Genomic DNA, 13,545 nt, shown 5'->3' on the forward strand with positions numbered 1-13,545 from the left:
CACAGAAGGTTATTACTACTGATGTACATAGCAGTTTTAGCGTGGTCAGCGCTGGTTTTAGAACGGGTATTTTATTGAATAAAGAATGTTACACGGAGTTCGCTGCGCTCAACTCGAACCTGCTGCAGGTTCGAATCTTTGAGTATTGCAGATAGCAAAAAGGCGCCTTTAGGGCGCCTTTTTACATTGGTGGGTCGTGCAGGATTCGAACCTGCGACCAATTGATTAAAAGTCAACTGCTCTACCAACTGAGCTAACGACCCGAAGTGGTGGGTGATGACGGGATCGAACCGCCGACCCCCTCCTTGTAAGGGAGGTGCTCTCCCAGCTGAGCTAATCACCCACTTCGGTACTTCACATTTTTACAAGAAATTTAGCTGGCGAGAAGGTGGTGGGTGATGACGGGATCGAACCGCCGACCCCCTCCTTGTAAGGGAGGTGCTCTCCCAGCTGAGCTAATCACCCACTTCTCAATTTCTTGCTACACGGCGGAGACTACATAAAGTAGTTGGTGGGTGATGACGGGATCGAACCGCCGACCCCCTCCTTGTAAGGGAGGTGCTCTCCCAGCTGAGCTAATCACCCCCGCTGTGTGGAGTCGCATTATAGGGAGAGTTGGAAATGAGTCAACGCATTTTCTAAAGAAATTGTTCGTTCGTCGTAAATTTAAGCAAGGCGATCACAAAACAGACCGTATTGCGCAATTTGTCAACGAAAACAATAATGCGTAAGGTAGCAACCCGAACTACATTGAGGAATCAGGCGGGAGTGATAGAATATCGCCCACTCAATTTTTCCAGGATTTGCCGGTTGTCGGCATCTTTCTAAACGTAAGGCCATTTCATGAAAATCAAAACTCGCTTCGCGCCAAGCCCAACAGGCTATCTGCACGTTGGCGGCGCGCGTACTGCTCTTTACTCCTGGCTTTTTGCACGTAACCACGGCGGTGAGTTCGTGCTGCGTATTGAAGACACCGATCTTGAGCGTTCCACGCCGGAAGCTATCGAAGCCATTATGGATGGCATGAACTGGCTGAGTCTGGAGTGGGATGAAGGCCCGTACTTCCAGACCAAACGTTTCGATCGCTATAACGCGGTGATCGATCAGATGCTGGAAGAGGGTACTGCCTATAAATGCTACTGCTCTAAAGAGCGCCTCGAAGCGCTGCGTGAAGAGCAGATGGCAAAAGGCGAGAAGCCGCGTTATGACGGCCGTTGCCGCCACAGCCATGAACATCACGCTGATGATGAACCGTGCGTTGTACGTTTTGCTAACCCACAGGAAGGTTCCGTTGTTTTTGACGATCAGATCCGTGGTCCGATCGAGTTCAGCAACCAGGAGCTGGATGATCTGATTATCCGCCGTACCGATGGTTCTCCGACCTATAACTTCTGTGTGGTGGTTGACGACTGGGATATGGAAATCACTCACGTCATCCGTGGTGAAGACCATATCAACAACACGCCGCGCCAGATCAACATCCTGAAAGCACTGAAAGCGCCCGTACCGGTTTACGCGCACGTTTCTATGATCAACGGTGATGACGGTAAAAAATTGTCCAAACGTCACGGTGCAGTCAGCGTAATGCAGTACCGCGACGACGGCTATCTGCCAGAAGCACTGTTGAACTATCTGGTGCGTCTGGGCTGGTCTCACGGCGATCAGGAAATCTTCACCCGTGAAGAGATGATCAAGTACTTCACCCTGAATGCCGTCAGCAAATCTGCCAGTGCGTTCAACACTGACAAACTGCTGTGGTTGAACCATCACTATATTAACGCGCTGCCGCCGGAGTATGTGGCTACTCACTTACAGTGGCACATCGAGCAGGAAAATATTGATACCCGTAACGGTCCGCAGCTTGCTGAGCTGGTGAAACTGCTGGGCGAACGCTGCAAAACGCTCAAAGAGATGGCGCAAAGCTGCCGTTATTTCTACGAAGATTTTGCTGAGTTTGATGCCGATGCTGCGAAAAAACATCTGCGTCCGGTAGCGCGTCAGCCGCTGGAAGTAGTGCGCGATAAACTGTCTGCTATCACTGACTGGACGGCGGAAAATGTTCACCACGCAATTCAGGCAACGGCGGATGAGCTGGAAGTGGGCATGGGTAAAGTTGGTATGCCGCTGCGTGTCGCCGTTACCGGTGCGGGGCAGTCTCCGGCGCTGGACGTTACCGTTCACGCGATCGGTAAGACACGTAGCATTGAGCGTATCAACAAAGCGCTGGCCTTTATTGCTGAACGCGAAAATCAGCAGTAATTAGCGTATAAAAAGATAAACGGCAGGAGATAATATCCTGCCGTTTTTTTATTTATGCTGATTCGTCAATATCGAGACGGGCGAGGAAATTGCGAATTCCTTCACGTGACAAAAATTGCGCGACTTTTTCCTGCTCAATGTCAGTCATATTATCTAGCGCGTTGATAATTTGTCGATACGCCGGGGCGCGTGCTCCAGGAGCGTATTCAGCAATTCTCTCTTCAGCTTCCATCAACATTGGTGTGTTATGGAACGCAGGCGTGTTCTGAATAAACTCGCAAACCTGCGAATCGACCAGAATAAGTCTGGCACGACCTCCTTTCACGCCGGGAAATTTTTCCGTTCTCCAGCCTTTTTCTCTGATCCAACGGTTAACAGTTTGTTTAGCCACACCCAGGCATTCCGCCAGCTCTTCGGTGGTCATTTTATTACGTAATCTTTTCATATTATTTGCTGTCGCGAATCCCTAAGCGTTGTAATAATCCGATAATCCCTTCCCGCAGAAGCAAGGATGTAAACTGTTTTTGTTCAAGAGGCGTCATCTCTTTCGCCAGCGTCACCAGCAGCACTTCAAGAGGCGTATCGGCAGACAGTTCAGGTGCCTCTCTTTGATCGTCCGGACGTTCTGCATTACGAATATATTCACGAACTTGTTTATTGACGTGAATCAGCCGGGCCTTGCCACCCTGGACACCTGGTTTTGGTGATGTCGTCCAGCCTTGCTTGCGTACCCATTTATTAATGGTCTGGCGGCTATAACCGGTCAGCCTGGCAAGTTCATCTGGCGTCATCCTCTCCTTGAACATAACAATTCCCTGAATGATTGCGGGTCTATTAGTGGTTCATTTTATAACACCACTTTACAAGAAACCGTGACAGGAATAACTACTGAATGCGAGCGACTATCCAAAATAGTTCATTTGCCTGATTTTTCAGCGATTGAAACTACGCCTTGCAATTTGCCGTTGACACATTCGGGCGGAATTCATATGATGCCGCCCGTCAACTCGACAAGCTTTACGTGATGGGGCTATAGCTCAGCTGGGAGAGCGCCTGCTTTGCACGCAGGAGGTCTGCGGTTCGATCCCGCATAGCTCCACCAAATTTTGCACCCAGCAAATTTGGTACGTAAACGACTCGTGGGGCTATAGCTCAGCTGGGAGAGCGCTTGCATGGCATGCAAGAGGTCAGCGGTTCGATCCCGCTTAGCTCCACCAAATTTCAAACCCTCGCTGCGAAGCGGGGGTTTTTTGTCTCTGCTTTTTGCCGCTTTTGTAATACAGTCTACCTTCCAGGTTAGTGTTGCCTGTTGGAAACATCATTGGATGAAATATCGGCAACAGGTCGGTCCCTGTTTGCTTCGCGATGCGAATAAACATATTATTTGTGTGCCTTAAAACCCCGATCAGTGAGAGTAGTGTACTCATGTTTGTGGAGCATAACCTGATAAAAAATATCAAGATATTTGCACTAGCGTTTACGCTCACCGTGGTACTTATTCAGCTATCCCGTTTTATCTCGCCACTTGCTGTTATCCATTCCAGCTATATTTTCCTGGCGTGGATGCCACTGTGCGTAATGCTGTCAATCTTGTTTATCTTTGGCTGGCGCGGTGTCGTTCCTGTTTTATGCGGGATGTTTTGCACCAATCTGTGGAACTTTCATCTCTCTTTTTTACAGACCGCGGTCATGCTCGGTAGCCAGACGTTTGTCGTGTTGTGTGCCTGCGCAATATTACGCTGGCAGCTGGGGACGCGTTGGCGTTATGGATTGACCAGCCGATATGTCTGGCAACGTCTGTTCTGGCTTGGTTTGGTGACACCGATCGGCATCAAATGCAGCATGTATCTTGTGGGGAGCTTCTTTGATTTCCCGCTAAAGATATCTACCTTTTTCGGCGATGCGGATGCCATTTTCACGGTCGTTGATTTGCTAAGCCTTTTCACCGCAGTGCTGATTTACAACATGCTTTTTTACTATCTCACCCGCATGATTGTAAGTCCCCACTTTGCACAGATATTGTGGCGTAGGGATATCGCTCCGTCGTTGAGCAAAGAGAAACGCGCATTTACCTTAAGCTGGCTGGCAGCTCTTAGCGTGTTGCTACTTCTGATGTGCACACCGTATGAAAATGACTTTATTGCCGGTTATCTGGTACCTGTTTTCTTTATCATCTTTACCCTCGGTGTCGGTAAGCTTCGCTATCCGTTTTTAAATCTCACTTGGGCTGTTTCAACGCTTTGCCTTCTGAATTACAACCAGAACTTTTTGCAAGGGGTACTAACCGAATATTCGCTGGCATTTATTCTCGCAGTGCTGATTTCCTTTAGCGTTTGCCTGCTCTATATGGTACGCATTTATTATCGTAGCGAATGGCTTAACCGTCGCTGGCATTTGCAGGCACTGACCGATCCGTTAACGCTATTACCCAACTTTCGCGCACTGGAGCAATCGCAGGAGCAAGAGGCTGGTAAGAGTTTTTGCTGTCTGCGCATTGATAATCTTGAGTTTATGAGTCGCCATTACGGGTTAATGATGCGCGTTCATTGTATTCGCTCAATTTACCGTACATTGCTGCCGTTGATGCAGGAAAACGAAAAGTTGTATCAATTGCCGGGGAGCGAATTGCTGTTGGTACTGACCGGGCCGGAAACGGAAGGGCGGTTACAGCATATGGTTAACATTCTCAACAGTCGGCAAATCCACTGGAACAATACCGGGCTGGATATGGGCTATGGTGCTGCCTGGGGACGTTTTGACGGTAATCAGGATACTCTGCAGCCAATGCTGGGGCAGTTAAGCTGGCTGGCGGAGCAATCCTGCGCACATCATCATGTGCTGGCGCTGGACAGCAGAGAGGAGATGGTTTCCGGGCAGACCACTAAACAGGTGCTATTGCTGAATACCATTCGCACGGCGTTAGATCAGGGTGATTTGCTTCTCTACGCCCAGCCAATTCGCAACAAAGAGGGTGAAGGTTATGATGAGATCCTCGCGCGACTGAAGTATGACGGCGGCATTATGACCCCGGATAAGTTTCTGCCCCTTATTGCTCAGTTTAACCTTAGCGCGCGATTCGATTTACAGGTGCTGGAATCCCTGCTGAAGTGGCTGGCAACCCACCCTTGTGACAAGAAAGGCCCGCGCTTTTCAGTCAATTTAATGCCGCTCACTCTGCTGCAAAAGAATATCGCCGGGCGAATTATTCGTCTGTTTAAACGTTACCGTGTCTCCCCGGAGGCTGTGATTATTGAGATCACCGAGGAGCAGGCGTTTTCTAACGCAGAAAGCAGTATGTACAATATCGAACAACTGCATAAGTTTGGCTTCCGTATTGCGATTGATGACTTTGGCACAGGCTATGCCAACTACGAACGGTTAAAACGTTTGCAGGCTGATATCATCAAGATTGATGGCGTCTTCGTTAAGGATATCGTCACTAATACACTGGATGCGATGATAGTGAGATCAATTACCGATCTGGCGAAAGCGAAGTCATTGAGTGTGGTCGCGGAGTTTGTCGAGACGCAACAGCAGCAGGCGCTATTGCATAAGCTCGGGGTGCAATATCTGCAAGGGTATTTAATTGGTCGCCCGCAACCATTAGTTGATTAACAGGCGTAAAAATGCCGGGGAATTATCCCCGGCATTTGAGGTTGATGACAAACGGACAATTGCCTGATGCGCTGCGCTTATCAGGCCTACATGGAAACACAATTTATTGAATTTGCGTTGTTTTGTAGGCTGGGTAGGGCGTTCACGCCACATCCGGCATAAACAGAGCACACTTTGTCAACAAACTGAAGCCGGGGAATTATCCCCGGCTTTTTTAATGGATTCGCTTACAGTACCAGTGCTGCGATTGACGCAGACAGCACACTCACCAGCGTAGAGCCGTAAACCAGTTTCAGACCGAAGCGAGAAACCACGTTACCTTGCTCTTCGTTCAGGCCTTTAACGGCACCTGCGATAATCCCGATAGAAGAGAAGTTAGCGAAGGATACCAGGAACACAGAGAGGATACCTTCAGCACGCGGAGAGAGCGTGGACGCAATTTTCTGCAGATCCATCATCGCAACGAACTCGTTGGAAACCAGTTTGGTCGCCATGATGCTGCCTACTTGCAGTGCTTCACTGGAAGGAACACCCATCACCCATGCAATCGGATAGAAGATGTAGCCCAGAATGCCCTGGAAGGAGATGCTGTAGCCAAACCAGCCAGTCACGGTAGCAAACAGAGCGTTCAGTGCAGCGATCAGGGCGATAAAGCCGATCAGCATTGCGGCAACGATAATGGCCACTTTGAAGCCTGCCAGAATGTATTCGCCCAGCATTTCGAAGAAGCTCTGGCCTTCGTGCAGGTCGGACATCTGAATGTTTTCTTCGCTGGCATCAACACGGTAAGGGTTGATCAGCGACAGCACGATAAAGGTGCTGAACATGTTCAGTACCAGCGCAGCAACTACGTATTTCGGTTCCAGCATCGTCATGTATGCACCAACGATGGACATAGAAACGGTGGACATCGCCGTGGCTGCCATGGTGTACATACGATTACGGGAGATTTTGCCGAGGATATCTTTATAGGCGATAAAGTTCTCGGACTGACCCAGAATCAGGGAGCTGACGGCGTTAAAGGATTCCAGTTTGCCCATGCCGTTGACTTTGGAGAGCAGGAAACCAATTGCACGGATAATCACCGGCAATACGCGAATGTGCTGGAGAATACCGATCAGCGCAGAGATAAAGACGATTGGGCATAGCACTTTCAGGAAGAAGAATGCCAGGCCTTGATCATTCATGCTACCAAAGACGAAGTTAGTCCCTTCGTTGGCAAATCCGAGCAGTTTTTCGAACATTTCGGAGAAGCCTTTTACGAAGCCCAGACCAACGTCGGAGTTCAGGAAGAACCACGCCAGTAACACTTCGATAACAAGCAGTTGAATAACATAACGGATACGAATTTTTTTGCGGTCGCTGCTTACCAGCAGTGCGAGAATCGCAACAACGGCAAGTGCCAGTACAAAATGAAGGACGCGGTCCATATTTGCTCCAAATATGAGGCAGGTTAAATTTCCGTGCACATTCTATGTAACATGGGTAAGGAAAACGAGATCTGACACACACTATAATGACGTCCTGTGACAAGCTTCAAAAATAGTGACCTGTCATACATATTTGCTATGTTGTGTATGGAAGCTGAAAGTTATGTAAATGTGCTAACATTAAACATAATTATAACATTCAAATCATCAATCTTTTCGTAGTCATAATCCTGGTCTATCAGAGAAATCACCACAATCCATTTAAATGAATTTGATAATCATTCTCGTTTGACATAGCATGAAACATAGCAAAGGCTATGTTTTAGAGGCACAAGATGACGAACTATCGCGTTGAGAGTAGCAGCGGTCGGGCAGCGCGCAAGATGAGGCTCGCATTAATGGGACCTGCGTTCATTGCGGCGATTGGTTATATCGATCCCGGTAACTTTGCGACCAATATTCAGGCGGGCGCCAGCTTCGGCTATCAACTGCTGTGGGTGGTCGTCTGGGCCAACCTGATGGCGATGCTGATTCAGATCCTCTCGGCCAAACTCGGGATTGCCACTGGTAAAAATTTGGCGGAGCAAATTCGCGATCACTACCCACGTCCGGTAGTCTGGTTCTATTGGGTCCAGGCGGAAATTATTGCGATGGCGACCGATCTGGCGGAATTTATTGGTGCGGCGATCGGTTTCAAACTCATTCTTGGTGTTTCTTTATTGCAGGGGGCGGTGCTGACAGGTATCGCCACTTTCCTGATTTTAATGCTGCAACGTCGCGGGCAAAAACCGCTGGAGAAAGTGATTGGTGGGCTTCTGTTGTTTGTCGCGGCGGCCTACATTGTTGAGCTGATTTTCTCCCAACCGAATCTGGTGCAGTTGAGCAAAGGTATGGCGATACCGAGTTTACCGACCTCGGAAGCGGTCTTCCTGGCGGCTGGCGTGTTAGGGGCGACGATTATGCCGCATGTGATTTATCTTCACTCTTCGCTTACCCAGCATCTACACGGTGGTTCACGCCAGCAACGTTACTCTGCGACTAAATGGGATGTGGCGATTGCCATGACCATCGCTGGCTTTGTCAATCTGGCAATGATGGCAACGGCTGCCGCCGCGTTTCACTTTTCTGGTCATACTGGTGTTGCCGATCTTGATGAGGCTTACCTTACGCTGCAACCGCTGTTAAGCAATGCTGCGGCAACGGTTTTTGGTTTAAGTCTGGTGGCGGCGGGGCTTTCGTCAACGGTAGTGGGTACGTTGGCAGGGCAGGTGGTGATGCAGGGGTTCATTCGCTTTCATATTCCGCTGTGGGTACGCCGTACGGTAACCATGCTGCCGTCATTTATTGTCATTCTGATGGGATTGGATCCGACACGGATTTTGGTTATGAGTCAGGTGCTGCTCAGTTTTGGTATTGCTCTGGCGCTGGTGCCGCTGCTGATTTTCACCAGTGACAGCAAGTTGATGGGCGATCTGGTGAATAGCAAATGGGTTAAACAAATCGGCTGGATGATTGTGGTGCTGGTGGTAACGCTGAATATCTGGTTGTTGGTGGGAACGGCATTGGGGCTGTAGTTGAATGAGCGTCGCATCAGGCACCACTGGCGGATGCGGCGTAAACGCTTTATCCGCCCTACGCGTTAAATGTTGCGGGTTTGTAGACCTGATAAAACGCGCAAGCGTCGCATCAGGCATTGTGCTTCATTAGCGAATGTGTTTAATGACGATGCCCATGTCCACGGCCTTTTCCGCGATGATCATCACGGTCACGCCAGCCTTCGCGATAGCCACGCTCATACGCTTTACGCTTATCCCAGCCACGGTGATAGCCATTATCATGACGCCACCAGCGGTTTTTACGCCATTCATAATTACGGTGCCAGTAGTCACGATCGCGCCAGTGACCACCGTCCCAGTAGTTACCATAATTATCGCGATCGCCAATTTGTAATTTAATTGATGGCAGCAAGGTAATTTCACCTGCGTTTGCTGCAAGCGGGATAAATGCCATCAGGGCGGCCGCCAGAAACAGTGACCTGAACATTGTTATTCTCCTTCACGATCGAAGCCGTCAGCGGCCTGTTAACGCAATATTACGGGGAGGTAAAGCCCCGTTTCATCGCCATAACTCTTAAATCATAAGGCAGAGCATTTTTTGCTAAAGGTTATCGTGGGGTGGCTGTTGTTTTGGACGATTCACCATCATCATCGGTTTACCTGCCAGTAATAACCATGCCGGAAGCATGACGATACACAATAGCGGTAACAATGTGGAATCAGGTACAACGACCGCCGCCATAAACAAACTTAGCCAGCCATCGCGCGTTACCACCAGCAAAAAGTAATCGCTGGTGCTGAAAGCCTGATTTGTCACCATTTGCTGCATCTCGTCCAGCCCTTTAAATAGCGAAACAGGCCCACCAATAACACCCAGAATACCGAGAATAAAGCCGCCAACCCCCAGCATGAGGACCGGATTTTTAATCTGATGCATCATCGCGTGCACCCGTGGGAAACACCACACTGCAACCATACCTGCCGCAATGGCGATCGCCGTCACAATTGCACCACTGATGATGTCTGCTAACTGCATCTGTCCGTAACGAGCAATGGGCAGCGAAAAATGAGGATGGAAAAACAATCCGGTGGTTAGCGCACCAGCCGCCGCTGCCATTAACGGCGCAAAGAGACGATCCCAAAGTGGAACGTCGTGGCTGCCATTTAAGGTTTGCGAAAATATCAACGCCGCCGCAACAGGTGTGCCAAACAGTGCGCCGATGGTGCCCGCAGAGGCTAAAATAGTCCACTCCATCCGGTTCACTCGTGGTAACAGACGCGCGCCAATCGCCACCGCGAGGGCGATATTGACGGTCATAATGGGATGTTCCGGCCCAAGACTGACGCCGCCAGCAAGACCGAGAATTAATGCTACGATCAGTCCTGGTAGCGCAGAGGGAGGGACTGGCGCGCCTATCAGCGCTTCACTGGCAGGATCCGGCCCGGCATGACCCCGGCTGAAACGGATGACTAGCCCAACAGCAGCCCCTGTCAGCGTTAAAATTCCGATGATCCAGAGCGGTGAATCCTGGGCTATCCCCAGACTTCCCGGCAGTCGTTGCCAGAGCAGATTCTGTAATACCGAGGCGATTTTCATTACCACCATCAGAATAAGACTGGACGCAATCCCAATTGCCAGCGCGGGGAGCGATAATAACAACATGGTTCTGGCTCGCGGATGGAGCATGTTCTATTCCTTTATGCGGGTTCAGATATTTAGTTTGCCCAGCTTGCACAAAGACATCGCTGCAATTGATGCTGAAACGATAAAGTAAATGTGTGACCCAGATCGATATTTACAGGGAGCCTGCCTTTTCGGCGTTGTTGTTATGCCCCCACGTATTTACAGTGTGAGAAAGAAGTATTTTGACTTTAGCGGAGCAGTTGAAGAATGACAAAGTATGCATTAGTCGGTGATGTGGGCGGTACTAACGCACGTCTTGCTCTGTGTGATATTGCCAGTGGTGAAATCTCGCAGGCTAAAACCTATTCAGGGCTTGATTATCCCAGCCTGGAAGCGGTCATTCGCGTTTATCTTGAAGAGAATAAAGTCGAGGTGAAAGATGGCTGCATCGCCATTGCTTGCCCAATTACCGGTGACTGGGTGGCAATGACCAACCACACCTGGGCGTTTTCGATTGCCGAAATGAAAAAGAATCTCGGTTTTAGCCACCTGGAGATTATTAACGATTTTACGGCGGTTTCGATGGCGATCCCGATGCTGAAAAAAGAGCATCTGATCCAGTTTGGCGGCGCAGAACCAGTTGAAGGTAAACCTGTCGCGGTGTACGGTGCCGGGACAGGGCTTGGGGTCGCACATCTGGTCCATGTCGATAAACGCTGGGTAAGCCTGCCTGGTGAAGGCGGTCACGTTGATTTTGCGCCAAACAGTGAAGAAGAAGCCATTATCCTTGAAATACTGCGCGCGGAAATTGGCCATGTCTCGGCTGAACGCGTGCTCTCTGGCCCTGGACTGGTGAATTTGTATCGCGCGATTGTGAAAGCGGACAACCGCCTGCCGGAAAATCTCAAGCCAAAAGATATTACCGAACGCGCGTTGGCTGACAGCTGCACCGATTGCCGCCGCGCGTTGTCACTGTTTTGCGTCATTATGGGGCGTTTTGGCGGCAATCTGGCGCTCAATCTCGGAACATTTGGCGGCGTCTATATTGCGGGCGGTATCGTTCCGCGTTTCCTTGAGTTCTTCAAAGCCTCCGGTTTCCGTGCCGCTTTTGAAGACAAAGGGCGCTTTAAAGATTATGTTCATGATATTCCGGTCTATTTAATTGTGCACGATAACCCTGGGCTTCTCGGTTCCGGTGCACATTTACGCCAGACCTTAGGCCACATTCTGTAAATCCTTCCTGTCATATCGGGAGGTGACTCTCCCGATAATCTTTTAAATCAATCAGTTAATTCAATTTTTCTTTGTGTCTCTTCACAAGGCCGACCTGCGTCACACTTCCGCACTACGGGATTAATTCTCCAGTAAATGCATTATTTGTCTGGTAACGGCAATTTGTTTTGCACGTTCATAATTTCATTCGTCAACTATAAACAAACGAGGAAATAACGATGAGTAAGAAACTGATTGCCTTATGTGCCTGCCCAATGGGCCTGGCTCACACCTTTATGGCCGCCCAGGCGCTGGAAGAAGCGGCAGTGGAAGCCGGCTATGAAGTGAAAATTGAAACCCAGGGCGCGGACGGCATCCAGAACCGCCTGACGGCGCAGGATATTGCCGAAGCGACCATCATCATTCATTCCGTGGCAGTAACACCAGAAGATAACGAGCGTTTCGAATCACGCGACGTTTATGAAATCACTTTGCAGGACGCAATTAAAAACGCTGCGGGCATCATCAAAGAAATCGAAGAGATGATTGCCGCTGAACAACAGTAATATTCGACAGGGATAATTGTTATGGCCATTAAAAAACGCAGTGCAACCGTTGTGCCTGGCGCATCCGGTGCGGCAGCGGCAGTTAAGAATCCGCAGGCCTCTAAAACCAGCTTCTGGGGTGAACTCCCGCAGCATGTGATGTCAGGGATTTCACGCATGGTGCCGACCTTAATTATGGGCGGTGTGATCCTCGCTTTCAGCCAGCTGATTGCTTATAGCTGGCTTAAAATTCCCGCAGACATCGGCATTATGGATGCTCTTAATAGCGGGAAATTTTCCGGTTTCGACCTCTCCTTACTGAAATTTGCCTGGCTGTCGCAGTCCTTTGGCGGCGTGCTGTTTGGCTTTGCCATTCCGATGTTTGCCGCTTTTGTGGCGAATTCTATTGGCGGCAAACTGGCGTTCCCGGCTGGGTTTATCGGCGGGTTGATGTCTACCCAGCCCACGCAACTGCTGAACTTCGATCCCAGCACTATGCAGTGGGCGACCTCTTCACCAGTTCCGTCTACCTTCATTGGTGCGCTGATTATTTCTATCGTCGCGGGTTACCTCGTGAAATGGATGAACCAGAAAATCCAGTTACCGGATTTCCTGTTAGCGTTCAAAACCACATTTTTGCTACCGATTCTTTCCGCCATTTTTGTCATGCTGGCGATGTACTACGTGATCACGCCGTTTGGTGGCTGGATCAACGGCGGGATCCGTACCGTGCTGACCGCTGCTGGTGAGAAGGGCGCGCTGATGTACGCAATGGGCATTGCTGCGGCGACCGCAATCGACTTGGGTGGTCCAATCAACAAAGCAGCTGGTTTCGTCGCCTTCAGCTTTACCACCGACCATGTATTACCAGTCACCGCGCGTTCTATCGCTATTGTTATTCCGCCGATTGGTCTGGGTCTGGCGACCATTATCGATCGTCGCTTAACTGGCAAACGCCTGTTTAACGCCCAGCTTTATCCGCAGGGTAAAACCGCGATGTTCCTGGCGTTTATGGGGATCAGTGAAGGTGCGATTCCGTTTGCGCTGGAAAGCCCCATCACCGCTATTCCGTCCTATATGGTTGGCGCGATTGTCGGTTCCACTGCTGCTGTCTGGCTGGGCGCAGTGCAATGGTTCCCGGAATCCGCTATCTGGGCGTGGCCGCTGGTCACTAATCTGGGCGTCTATATGGCGGGGATCGCGCTGGGAGCAATCATTACTGCGCTGATGGTGGTGTTCCTGCGTCTGATGATGTTCCGCAAAGGCAAATTGTTAATCGATAGCCTGTAAGAAGGAAAAATCCA

At 49.9% G+C, this 13,545-nt stretch carries 11 protein-coding genes and 6 tRNA genes; 8 read left to right on the forward strand and 9 right to left on the reverse strand.

The genetic code is table 11. From position 1 onward, the window contains the following. Window positions 1-187: 187 nt before the first annotated feature. The 4 genes from FEK43_RS09790 to FEK43_RS09805 all read right to left on the reverse strand — a co-directional run bounded on the left by FEK43_RS09790 (window position 188) and on the right by FEK43_RS09805 (window position 585). A tRNA-Lys gene (locus FEK43_RS09790) sits at window positions 188-263 on the reverse strand. A gap of 4 nt (window positions 264-267) precedes the next feature. Next, window positions 268-343: transfer RNA gene (locus tag FEK43_RS09795), tRNA-Val, on the reverse strand. Window positions 344-389: 46 nt separating this feature from the next. Next, window positions 390-465 (reverse strand) — tRNA-Val (locus FEK43_RS09800). A 44-nt stretch (window positions 466-509) separates the two neighbouring features. Further along, window positions 510-585: transfer RNA gene (locus tag FEK43_RS09805), tRNA-Val, on the reverse strand. A 258-nt stretch (window positions 586-843) separates the two neighbouring features. Here FEK43_RS09805 and gltX point away from each other — a divergent pair. After that, a complete protein-coding gene (gltX, locus tag FEK43_RS09810) occupies window positions 844-2,259 on the forward strand; it encodes a glutamate--tRNA ligase (RefSeq protein WP_130207364.1) in 1,416 nt (471 codons plus the stop codon). 52 nt (window positions 2,260-2,311) lie between these two features. On the opposite strand, the gene FEK43_RS09815 is transcribed toward gltX, so the two are convergent. Further along, window positions 2,312-2,704: a YfeC-like transcriptional regulator gene (locus FEK43_RS09815; protein WP_130207362.1), complete on the reverse strand. Its 393-nt coding sequence runs from the start codon at window positions 2,702-2,704 to the stop codon at window positions 2,312-2,314. 1 nt (window position 2,705) lies between these two features. After that, complete coding sequence (locus tag FEK43_RS09820) at window positions 2,706-3,065, reverse strand: YfeC-like transcriptional regulator (protein WP_130207360.1); 360 nt, start codon at window positions 3,063-3,065, stop codon at window positions 2,706-2,708. Between the two features lie 220 nt (window positions 3,066-3,285). On the opposite strand from FEK43_RS09820, the gene FEK43_RS09825 reads away from it, so the two are divergent. From FEK43_RS09825 to FEK43_RS09840, 3 genes are all read left to right on the forward strand, one after another. After that, window positions 3,286-3,361 (forward strand) — tRNA-Ala (locus FEK43_RS09825). 39 nt (window positions 3,362-3,400) lie between these two features. Next, window positions 3,401-3,476, forward strand: a tRNA-Ala gene (locus FEK43_RS09830). A gap of 208 nt (window positions 3,477-3,684) precedes the next feature. Next, the gene (locus FEK43_RS09840; RefSeq protein ID WP_130207356.1) at window positions 3,685-5,874 is read left to right on the forward strand and encodes a sensor domain-containing phosphodiesterase; all 2,190 of its coding nucleotides are present in this window, start codon (window positions 3,685-3,687) and stop codon (window positions 5,872-5,874) included. Between the two features lie 227 nt (window positions 5,875-6,101). Here FEK43_RS09840 and nupC read toward each other — a convergent pair whose 3' ends face one another. Beyond that, window positions 6,102-7,304: a nucleoside permease NupC gene (gene nupC / locus FEK43_RS09845; RefSeq protein ID WP_064526382.1), complete on the reverse strand. Its 1,203-nt coding sequence runs from the start codon at window positions 7,302-7,304 to the stop codon at window positions 6,102-6,104. A 335-nt stretch (window positions 7,305-7,639) separates the two neighbouring features. Here nupC and FEK43_RS09850 point away from each other — a divergent pair, with 335 nt between their 5' ends. Further along, window positions 7,640-8,878 carry an Nramp family divalent metal transporter gene (locus FEK43_RS09850; RefSeq protein WP_130216878.1) on the forward strand — a complete coding sequence of 413 codons (1,239 nt, stop codon included), beginning with the start codon at window positions 7,640-7,642 and terminating at the stop codon, window positions 8,876-8,878. A 142-nt stretch (window positions 8,879-9,020) separates the two neighbouring features. Here FEK43_RS09850 and ypeC read toward each other — a convergent pair whose 3' ends face one another. Continuing rightward, complete coding sequence (ypeC, locus tag FEK43_RS09855) at window positions 9,021-9,347, reverse strand: DUF2502 domain-containing protein YpeC (RefSeq protein WP_130216879.1); 327 nt, start codon at window positions 9,345-9,347, stop codon at window positions 9,021-9,023. Between the two features lie 114 nt (window positions 9,348-9,461). Further along, a complete protein-coding gene (locus FEK43_RS09860; RefSeq protein ID WP_135408091.1) occupies window positions 9,462-10,547 on the reverse strand; it encodes an ion channel protein in 1,086 nt (361 codons plus the stop codon). Between the two features lie 204 nt (window positions 10,548-10,751). Here FEK43_RS09860 and glk point away from each other — a divergent pair, with 204 nt between their 5' ends. From glk to FEK43_RS09875, 3 genes are all read left to right on the forward strand, one after another. Further along, complete coding sequence (gene glk, locus FEK43_RS09865) at window positions 10,752-11,717, forward strand: glucokinase (RefSeq protein WP_130207348.1); 966 nt, start codon at window positions 10,752-10,754, stop codon at window positions 11,715-11,717. Between the two features lie 218 nt (window positions 11,718-11,935). Then, window positions 11,936-12,262, forward strand: a complete 327-nt coding sequence (locus tag FEK43_RS09870; protein ID WP_000038455.1) for a PTS fructose transporter subunit IIB — start codon at window positions 11,936-11,938, stop codon at window positions 12,260-12,262. Window positions 12,263-12,283: 21 nt separating this feature from the next. Beyond that, window positions 12,284-13,531 carry a PTS fructose transporter subunit IIC gene (locus tag FEK43_RS09875; protein ID WP_000985352.1) on the forward strand — a complete coding sequence of 416 codons (1,248 nt, stop codon included), beginning with the start codon at window positions 12,284-12,286 and terminating at the stop codon, window positions 13,529-13,531. Window positions 13,532-13,545 lie beyond the last annotated feature (14 nt).

Origin of the sequence: Escherichia sp. E2562 (assembly GCF_005781075.1) — a bacterium.
Classification (GTDB): domain Bacteria; phylum Pseudomonadota; class Gammaproteobacteria; order Enterobacterales; family Enterobacteriaceae; genus Escherichia.

Bases quoted from the DNA above. Each gene is read 5' to 3' on its own strand.
- gltX (WP_130207364.1), top strand. From the start codon at position 844: ATGAAAATCAAAACTCGCTTCGCGCCAAGCCCAACAGGCTATCTGCAC.
- FEK43_RS09815 (WP_130207362.1), bottom strand. From the start codon at position 2,704: ATGAAAAGATTACGTAATAAAATGACCACCGAAGAGCTGGCGGAATGC.
- FEK43_RS09820 (WP_130207360.1), bottom strand. From the start codon at position 3,065: ATGTTCAAGGAGAGGATGACGCCAGATGAACTTGCCAGGCTGACCGGT.
- FEK43_RS09840 (WP_130207356.1), top strand. From the start codon at position 3,685: ATGTTTGTGGAGCATAACCTGATAAAAAATATCAAGATATTTGCACTA.
- nupC (WP_064526382.1), bottom strand. From the start codon at position 7,304: ATGGACCGCGTCCTTCATTTTGTACTGGCACTTGCCGTTGTTGCGATT.
- FEK43_RS09850 (WP_130216878.1), top strand. From the start codon at position 7,640: ATGACGAACTATCGCGTTGAGAGTAGCAGCGGTCGGGCAGCGCGCAAG.
- ypeC (WP_130216879.1), bottom strand. From the start codon at position 9,347: ATGTTCAGGTCACTGTTTCTGGCGGCCGCCCTGATGGCATTTATCCCG.
- FEK43_RS09860 (WP_135408091.1), bottom strand. From the start codon at position 10,547: ATGCTCCATCCGCGAGCCAGAACCATGTTGTTATTATCGCTCCCCGCG.
- glk (WP_130207348.1), top strand. From the start codon at position 10,752: ATGACAAAGTATGCATTAGTCGGTGATGTGGGCGGTACTAACGCACGT.
- FEK43_RS09870 (WP_000038455.1), top strand. From the start codon at position 11,936: ATGAGTAAGAAACTGATTGCCTTATGTGCCTGCCCAATGGGCCTGGCT.
- FEK43_RS09875 (WP_000985352.1), top strand. From the start codon at position 12,284: ATGGCCATTAAAAAACGCAGTGCAACCGTTGTGCCTGGCGCATCCGGT.